This is a genomic window from Stenotrophomonas sp. HMWF023 (assembly GCF_003060985.1).
GTDB classification, from domain to species: Bacteria; Pseudomonadota; Gammaproteobacteria; order Xanthomonadales; family Xanthomonadaceae; genus Stenotrophomonas; species Stenotrophomonas lactitubi.
The window spans coordinates 1-7,591 of sequence record NZ_QAIJ01000241.1 but is presented as its reverse complement, the minus strand read 5'-3'; the positions used below and the strand labels follow the sequence as shown (position 1 = coordinate 7,591).

Sequence of the window (7,591 nt, the reverse complement as noted above, 5' to 3'; positions counted from 1 at the left end):
AGGTCCAGGCCGCTGACCGGATCGATGAAACCCGGGGCGATATCAGCCAGCGGCTTCAGCACGAACGCATGCTTCAGTTCCGGGCGCGGAATGCGCAGATGGCCGGGGCCTTCCACCACCAGGTCGCCATAGAACACCACATCGACGTCCAGGGTCCGGTCGGAGAAACGCGGACCGCTGCGGTCACGACCGTGCGCATCTTCCAGCGCATGCAGCCAGTCATCCAGTTCCTGCAGCGGCAGGTCGGTCTCGATGGCAACGCCGTTATTGAGGAAGGCCGGACCGTCGAACCCGACGGCGGCGGTGCGGTAGGCGGCAGACACCTGCAGCGCACCAAAGCGCTCGCGCAGGGCCGCCACCGCAGCGTGGAGGTAGCGGCGGGGGTGGACGTTGCTGCCCAGGCTCAGGAGCACGGTGGTCATGCGGTTCCGGTGACGGCAATCAGGTGGAGCGCGGGCATGCCATCGTCACAACGGCCTGCCTACAATCCGGGACGCATATGATAGGGCACCGACATGACCTATTGCGTTGGAATCGAGGTGGACGAGGGCCTGGTCTTCGCCGCCGACACCCGCACCAATGCCGCGTTGGACGATGTCCGCGTGCACCGCAAACTGCACGTGTTCGAATACCCCGGCCAGGCCGCCTACGTGGTGATGGCCGCGGGCAACCTGGCGACGACCCAGTTGCTGGTGTCGCGGCTGAAGCGCGATGCAGACGAGCGGCGCACGCCGAACCTGCGCGACATGGCCCATCTGTTCGAGGCTGCGGCCTACGTCGGCTCCCTGCTGGTGGACAGCCAGGTGCAGAACCAGCACACCGAACACGGCCATGACGGGGTGAACACCCAGGCGACGCTGATCTTCGGCGGGCAGATTGCCGGCGAACAGCCTGGCCTGTACATGGTCTACCCGCTGGGCAACGCCATCGCCGCCTCGCCGGAAACGCCCTATCTGCAGATCGGTGAATCCAAGTACGGCAAGCCGATCCTGGACCGCATCCTGACCCCATCCACGCATCTGGAAGACGCCGCACGCACGGCAATCGTTTCGCTCGATTCGACCATCCGGTCCAATCTGTCGGTGGGCCTGCCGGTCGACCTGGCGCTGCTGCGCGCCGGCGAGCTGCGGATCAGCCAGCAGCTGCGGCTGGGCGCCGATTCGGCGCTGTACGCCGACATCCATCAGAACTGGTCGCGGCGGCTGGAACAGGCGGTGGAAAGCCTGCCACGGTTTCCGTGGGAAACGACGGATCGCCCGGGCTGAAACGCCGCCGCTGCACACCTGTAGAGCCGAGCCCATGCTCGGCAGACGCAGCCGATGCAGACAGCAGCCGAGCATGGGCTCGGCTCTACAGCGTTCCCTCGATGTCAGCCCAGCGCGTCGGCCACCGCGCGGAACACCTGCTGCATCTGCAGCGGCTTGCGCAGCAGATGCACTTCGATGCCGGCGGGGAACACATCTGTCGGCATTTCCCCGGCAGCATCTTCCAGCACCAGCGCCGGGCCGCGGTATCCGAGCGTGGCCATCTCGCCCAGCAGCTGGCTGGCCGACAACAGCTTGGAGCCGGCATCGGCAATCACCAGCGCCGGCATCGCTTCCTGCTGCATCCAGCGCAGCGCGGCCGGGCCGTCGGAGGCCAGCTGCAGCTGATAGCCCTGGCTGGACAGCGCATTGCCCAGCAGCGACAGGCGCGTGGCTTCACCATCGACCACCAGGATCGACTGGCCACTGCCCAGCGCCACCAGTTGTTCGATCGGTTCGCCGCCCTCGGCGCTGGCATGCATCGGCAAGCGCAGCTCGAAGCAGGTGCCCTGCCCCAGCTGGCTGTTGACGTGGATGCTGCCACCGGCGCCTTCAACGATGCGCTTGCAGGAAATCAGGCCCAGCCCGGTGCCATCGGCCTTGGTGGTGAAGAACGGATTGAACAGATGCGACATCGTGTCCGCATCCATGCCGGTGCCTTCATCGACCACCGCGATGCGCAGCCAGTCCTCGCCATCGCGCTGGCCGCCATGGCTGGCGGTCAGACTCAGGTTGCCGCCATCAGGCATCGCCTGGATCGCGTTGAGCGCCAGGTTCAACAGCACCTGCTGCAATTCGGTGTAGTTGGCATCGACCACCAGCCCCTCATCCTCGACCACAAGGTCCAGGCGGACGCCATCGGGCACGTTGCTGCGCAACAGCAGCGCCACGGCCTGGAACAGGTCATCGATGTGGATGCGCTCGCTGGCCTTGCGCGACCCACGCACGAACGACAGCATCGATTCGGCCATCTCATGGCCACGGCGACCGCACTCGGCGATCACGTCGGCCAGGTGGTGCAGTTGCGGATCTTCGGTACGCGCCTTCAGCAGGTCCGGCATGATCAGCAGCGGCTGCAGGATGTTGCGCAGATCGTGGCTCAGGCCCGCCGCCAGCAACGACAGGCTTTCCAGCCGCTGCGCGCGCATCAGCTCGGTTTCCACCCGCGAGCGCTCGATGGCGCTGCGTGCCTCACGCACCGCGCGCGCCACGGCGGACGGCAGGCGTGCCGGCTGGTGCTTGATGATGTAATCGTTGGCGCCCTTCTGCAGGGCCGCCACCGCATTCTCTTCGCCCATGGTGCCGGAGACGAAGATGAAGGGCACCTCCGGCAACGCGTCGCGCACGATGCGCAGCGCGTCGTCGCCGGAGAAGCCTGGCATGCTCAGGTCGGACAGCACGATGTCCGGCTGGAAGCGTGCCAGCGCATGGCGCAGGTCGTCCGCACTCTCGACACGCTCGAACGTGGCCTCAAGGCCTGCATCGAGCATCTGTTCGGACATCAGCTCGGCATCCTCGGGGGAATCTTCCACCAGCAGGATGCGCAATGCGCCGAGTGCGGGACCGGTCAGGGGCATGGGCCTACTCGATCTCCGGAGCCTGGTTGATCAGCGCCCAGAACTTGCCCAGGGTCTGCACTGCGCCGAAGAACTGGTCCACGTCCACCGGCTTGACCACGTATGCGTTCACGCCCATGTCCCAGCTGCGGGCCAGGTCGCTTTCCTCGCGTGAGGACGACAGGATCACCACCGGCAACCGCTTCAGCTCATCGTGTTCGCGGATCTGCCGCAGTACTTCCAGGCCATCCATGCGCGGCATCTTGATGTCCAGCAGCAGCACCGCCGGCAGGCCTTCTTCGCGGCTGGCGAAGGCGCCACGGCGCAGCAGGTAATCCATCACTTCCACGCCGTCTTCGACGTGCACGATGGGATTGGCCAGGCGTGCTTCCTGCAGCGCATCGATCGCCATTTCGGCGTCGGCCGGGCTGTCTTCGGCAAGGAGGATGGTGCGCAGCGTCGTCATGCGATGGGGCCCTGTTTGTCCGCGTCGAGCACGGGGGGAAGATAGAAGTGGAAGGTGGCGCCGGCATCCGGTGCGGCTTCGGCCCAGATGCGCCCGCCATGGCGGGTCAGCACCCTGCGTACGCTGGCCAGGCCGATACCGGTGCCCGGATAGTCGCTGGCCTTGTGCAGGCGCTGGAATACGCCGAACAGCTTGCCGGCGTAGGCCATGTCAAAGCCTGCACCATTGTCGCTGACCGTGAACTGATGACCGCCATCGGGCTGCTGCTGGTAGTCCACGCGGACCTTCGCCGGCTCGCGGTTGGCCGAATACTTGACCGCGTTGCCCAACAGGTTCAGCCAGACCTGGCGCAGCATGTTTTCGTCGCCCACCACGATCGGCAGCGGCGCGATGCTCCACTCCACCTGATGGGCATGGCCGCTGCTCTCGGCTTCGCTCTGCACGTTCGCATCGAGCATCGCGCGCGTATCGGCCACCAGCGATTGCATGTCCACGGTCTGTTGGCGCATCGCTGCGCGGCCCAGGCGCGAATAGACCAGCAGGTCGTCGATCAAGGTGGCCATGCGCCGCGCTGAACCGGAGATCACCCCCAGGTAGTGCTGGCTCTTCTCGTCGGCCGCCTCGCCCAGATGGCGCGACAGCTTGTCCGAGAAACCGGCGACATGGCGCAGCGGCGCGCGCAGGTCGTGCGACACCGAGTAGCTGAACGCTTCCAGCTCGCGGTTGACCTCCGAGACCTGGGCAACCTTGCCTTCCAGCTGCCGGTTCAGTTCTTCAACGCGTGTCTGCACCGCACGCTGCACGGTCACATCGCTGACGGTCAGCAGCACCACTTCATCGTCGGTGTCAGGCAGCGGCATGCGCCGCGCGTTGAGCAGCATGTAGCGGGACATGCCGTCGGCGCCGCGTTGCTCGTGTTCGAAATCCCACAGTTCGCGGCCGCGCAGCAATACGTCGGCCAGACGCTGGCGAACCACCGGATCACGCCATGCGCCCTCGCCTACGTTTTCCAGCAGCAGGCCATCGGCGCGCTCATCCTGCAGCCCGTACAACTCGGAGAACGCGGGATTGTGCAGCTGCACGCGCAGCTCGCGATCCAACAGCACGATCGGTTCACGCACGGTCTGCAGCACCGACGCCGCGCGCGCAGCCGCACGCTGCGACTGTCGTTCAGCCTGCAGGCGGCGGCCGATCTGTCGTTGCAGCAGCCACAGCACCAGGCCGAGCAGCGCCAGCTGCACCACCAGCGAGCTCCACGACACGAAGTTGGTCTGCCGCTTCTGGCGCTCCGCCTGCGCGGCGCGCTGGGCCAGCAGCGCTTCCTCGCTGGCCTGCAGTTCTTCCACCAGGCCGCGGATCGGGTAGCGCGTGCTCAGGTCCTGCACCAGCTCGCGCTGGTCGCTGTTCGGCTCGGACTTGGCCAGCTCACGCGCAACCCCCATACGGCCTTCCAGCATCGACTGGATGCGGCCGATGCGGATCAGCTGGTCGGGATTGTCGCGGGTCATCCGGCCCAGTTCGGCCAGCCGCTCGGGGATATCGTTGGACTTGGCCATGCGCTCGCGCAGGCCTGGCGCATCCACACCTTTGGACAGCGTCAACGCAGCAGATTCGATGTCACGCACGTCCGTCTGCAGCTGCTGCAGGGCCACGGTCACCTGCTGGGTATGGGTCACCCAGCCCATGGCCAGCTCGTTGTCCTGCTGCAGTTTGCGCAGGGTCAACCACGGGACCACGATGATGGCTGCCGCTGCCAATGCCAGAGCAGGCAGTCGCCAGCGATCCCAGATGTCATCACTGAAAACCAGCGCCATAGTTCCTCGTCAGCTCAACTGCGGGAGTGCGATCCGGACAGGATCGGCCGCAGCGGAACCGGCAATATAGCGCAGCCGGTCACATCTCTGGGGTAATCGGTCCATCAGGCGGGCCGCCCACCCGCACGCGTAGAGCAGGCCCGACGCTACAAAACAGGGGCGCCCCCGTGGGAGCGCCCCTGCTGGCAACCTGCGGTGTCGATCAACGCTTGGCGGCACTGACCTTCAGCGCGGCGGCATCAACGCGGGTCACGCCCTTGATGCCCTTGGCGGTGGCGATGGCCTTGTCATGCTCGGCCTTGGTGGCAACGGTGCCACTCAGGCTGACCACGCCATTGACCGTCTCCACCTTTACTTCGGTACCCGGCACATTGCTGCTGGCGAGCAGATCGGCCTTGACCTTGGTGGTGATCCAGCTGTCGGTGACCGGCTCGTTGGAATCATGGCGGTCGGCATGGGTCATCGCCGAATGATCGGTTTTCGGCGGGCTCTTCGCTGCGGCGTCCTGGGCGAATGCGGCCGAGGAGGACAGCGCCAGGCCCAGGGTGAGGGCGGAAGCCAACAGCGTACGGGTCGTGGTGATCATCGTGTGGTTCTCCTACTGGTTGGTGCGCCCAGTGTCGCCAACTGCTTGTAGTGCAGGCGTGGCGCTGCGGTCATGCTCACGTGAATGGGCACATCTGCAGCGGCAATGGTTCAGCTTCCGGGTGCGTAGTCATCTCGTTTAACCTGCACTTCCCGATCCGCGCGGAGTCTTCCCATGCGCCCCGAGCTGCAACTGGCCCTGATCGGCTACGGCCTTGCCGGCCGCGTCTTCCACGCTCCGCTCATCCAGCACACGCCGGGGCTGGCCCTGCACAGCGTCGTCAGTTCGCAGCGCGATACGTTGCTGCGCTCCTTCAGCGACGTCCACATACGCGCTGCCGCGCAGGAGGTCTTCGATGACCCTGCGGTGGATGCGGTGGTCATCGCCACCCCGAACGAACAGCACGCGCCGTTGGCCATCGCCGCGCTGGCCGCCGGCAAGCACGTACTGGTGGACAAACCGTTCGCGGTGAACGTGGACGAAGCCGAGCAGGTGCTGGCTGCAGCGCGCAGCGCCGGACGCATCGCCACCGTGTTCCAGAACCGACGGTTCGATGCGGACTTCCTGACCCTGCAGGCACTGCTTTCCGACGGCACGCTGGGTGACATCGCCGAATGCCGCGCCCATTTCGACCGCTACCGCCCGCAGGTGCGCGAACGCTGGCGCGAGCAGGATGGGCCGGGCAGCGGCCTGTGGTACGACCTGGGGCCGCACCTGCTGGACCAGATGCTGGTGCTGTTCGGCTGTCCGCAGGCGATCGATGCGGACCTTGCGGTGCAGCGCGAAGGCGGCAGCGGCGTCGACTATTTCCACGCGGTACTGCATTACCCGCGCCATCGCGCGATCGTGCATGCCGGTTCACTGGTCGCTGCGCCTGCCCCCCGTTTCGCCGTGCATGGCACGCAGGCCAGCTGGATCAAGCACGGCCTGGACGTGCAGGAGGCGCAGCTGCGTCGCGGCGTTGCGCCAGGCGCGCCGGGATGGGGCATCGATCCGCACCACGGCGAACTGCTGCACTGCGATGCGGAGGACAACGTGCAGCGCAGCACCGTGGACAACCTGCCGGGTGACTACCGGCGCCTGTATGCCGACTTCGCAGCGGCGATGCAGGGCGAGGGCGAGCCGACGGTCAGCGCGCAGCAGGCGCTGCAGGTGATGCGGTTGCTGCAGGCGGGGATGGACAGTGCGCGCGAAGGGCGGCGGGTGCGGGTGGGGTGATCGGCAGGGCTGCGCCCTGCACCTGCCGAATCAACGTCAACGTCAACGTCAAAAGCGGGCATTCCGTGGGATGGCGGGGTAGGTCCGGTTGCGGGGGACGCCGTGAATCCGTCCATGGAGGCTTGGCCGCGGCATCCATGCCGCGGACACCCCCGCAACCGGACCCACCCCGCCTTCGACAGTTTCTCGCTGCTGTTGGTGGGTGTCGACCTTGGTCGACATGGCATTGCCTGCTCTTGGTGGGTGTCGACCTTGGTCGACACGTACATCCACGCCATGCGTGGATGTACGTCAAACCGGTGCTTACGACTTCTTGATGGCGTGGCCGCCGAATTCGTTGCGCATCGCTGACAGCAGGCGGTCGGTGAACGAGTTCGATTCACGCGAACGCAGGCGTTCGAGCAGCGACAGGGTGATCACCGGCGCCGGTACGTCCAGCGCAATTGCTTCGGCGACGGTCCAGCGGCCTTCGCCGGAATCCTCCACGTACGGTGCGATGCCATCCAGCGAGGGATTGCGCTTGAGCGCTTCGGTGCTGAGGTCCAGCAGCCACGAACGCACCACGCTGCCGTGGCGCCAGACTTCGGCCACCTGCGCCAGGTCCAGTTCCATCTCCTGCTTGCGCTCCATCAGCGCGAAGCCTTCGG

Annotated in this window: 7 protein-coding genes and 1 pseudogene; 2 read left to right on the top strand and 6 right to left on the bottom strand. The window is 66.2% G+C overall.

Translation table 11 applies throughout. The features are described 5' to 3' along the window. On the bottom strand, positions 1-422 hold a 422-nt coding region (gene folK, locus DBR20_RS13365), incomplete at its 3' end, for a 2-amino-4-hydroxy-6-hydroxymethyldihydropteridine diphosphokinase (protein WP_108266525.1). Positions 423-515: 93 nt separating this feature from the next. Here folK and DBR20_RS13360 point away from each other — a divergent pair. Continuing rightward, positions 516-1,265 carry a 20S proteasome subunit A/B gene (locus DBR20_RS13360; protein WP_089236908.1) on the top strand — a complete coding sequence of 250 codons (750 nt, stop codon included), beginning with the start codon at positions 516-518 and terminating at the stop codon, positions 1,263-1,265. Positions 1,266-1,369: 104 nt separating this feature from the next. Here the strand turns inward: DBR20_RS13360 and DBR20_RS13355 are convergent, their stop codons facing one another. The 4 genes from DBR20_RS13355 to DBR20_RS13340 all read right to left on the bottom strand — a co-directional run bounded on the left by DBR20_RS13355 (position 1,370) and on the right by DBR20_RS13340 (position 5,726). Further along, entirely contained in the window at positions 1,370-2,881 is a 1,512-nt protein-coding gene (locus tag DBR20_RS13355; RefSeq protein ID WP_108266517.1) for a hybrid sensor histidine kinase/response regulator, read from the bottom strand. 4 nt (positions 2,882-2,885) lie between these two features. After that, positions 2,886-3,326, bottom strand: coding sequence for a response regulator (locus tag DBR20_RS13350; protein WP_025878695.1), 441 nt, complete (start codon positions 3,324-3,326; stop codon positions 2,886-2,888). Continuing rightward, entirely contained in the window at positions 3,323-5,140 is a 1,818-nt protein-coding gene (locus DBR20_RS13345; RefSeq protein ID WP_108266516.1) for an ATP-binding protein, read from the bottom strand. The genes DBR20_RS13350 and DBR20_RS13345 overlap by 4 nt, the downstream gene beginning before the upstream one ends. A gap of 202 nt (positions 5,141-5,342) precedes the next feature. After that, entirely contained in the window at positions 5,343-5,726 is a 384-nt protein-coding gene (locus DBR20_RS13340) for a BON domain-containing protein (RefSeq protein WP_108266515.1), read from the bottom strand. A 174-nt stretch (positions 5,727-5,900) separates the two neighbouring features. On the opposite strand from DBR20_RS13340, the gene DBR20_RS13335 reads away from it, so the two are divergent. Continuing rightward, complete coding sequence (locus DBR20_RS13335) at positions 5,901-6,944, top strand: oxidoreductase (protein WP_108266514.1); 1,044 nt, start codon at positions 5,901-5,903, stop codon at positions 6,942-6,944. A gap of 303 nt (positions 6,945-7,247) precedes the next feature. Here DBR20_RS13335 and DBR20_RS13325 read toward each other — a convergent pair. Beyond that, positions 7,248-7,591: pseudogene (locus DBR20_RS13325) on the bottom strand (6-phosphogluconate dehydrogenase); the annotation flags it as partial.

Excerpts from the sequence above, each read along its gene's own strand:
- DBR20_RS13360 (WP_089236908.1), top strand. The coding sequence starts at position 516 with ATGACCTATTGCGTTGGAATCGAGGTGGACGAGGGCCTGGTCTTCGCC.
- DBR20_RS13355 (WP_108266517.1), bottom strand. The coding sequence starts at position 2,881 with ATGCCCCTGACCGGTCCCGCACTCGGCGCATTGCGCATCCTGCTGGTG.
- DBR20_RS13350 (WP_025878695.1), bottom strand. The coding sequence starts at position 3,326 with ATGACGACGCTGCGCACCATCCTCCTTGCCGAAGACAGCCCGGCCGAC.
- DBR20_RS13345 (WP_108266516.1), bottom strand. The coding sequence starts at position 5,140 with ATGGCGCTGGTTTTCAGTGATGACATCTGGGATCGCTGGCGACTGCCT.
- DBR20_RS13340 (WP_108266515.1), bottom strand. The coding sequence starts at position 5,726 with ATGATCACCACGACCCGTACGCTGTTGGCTTCCGCCCTCACCCTGGGC.
- DBR20_RS13335 (WP_108266514.1), top strand. The coding sequence starts at position 5,901 with ATGCGCCCCGAGCTGCAACTGGCCCTGATCGGCTACGGCCTTGCCGGC.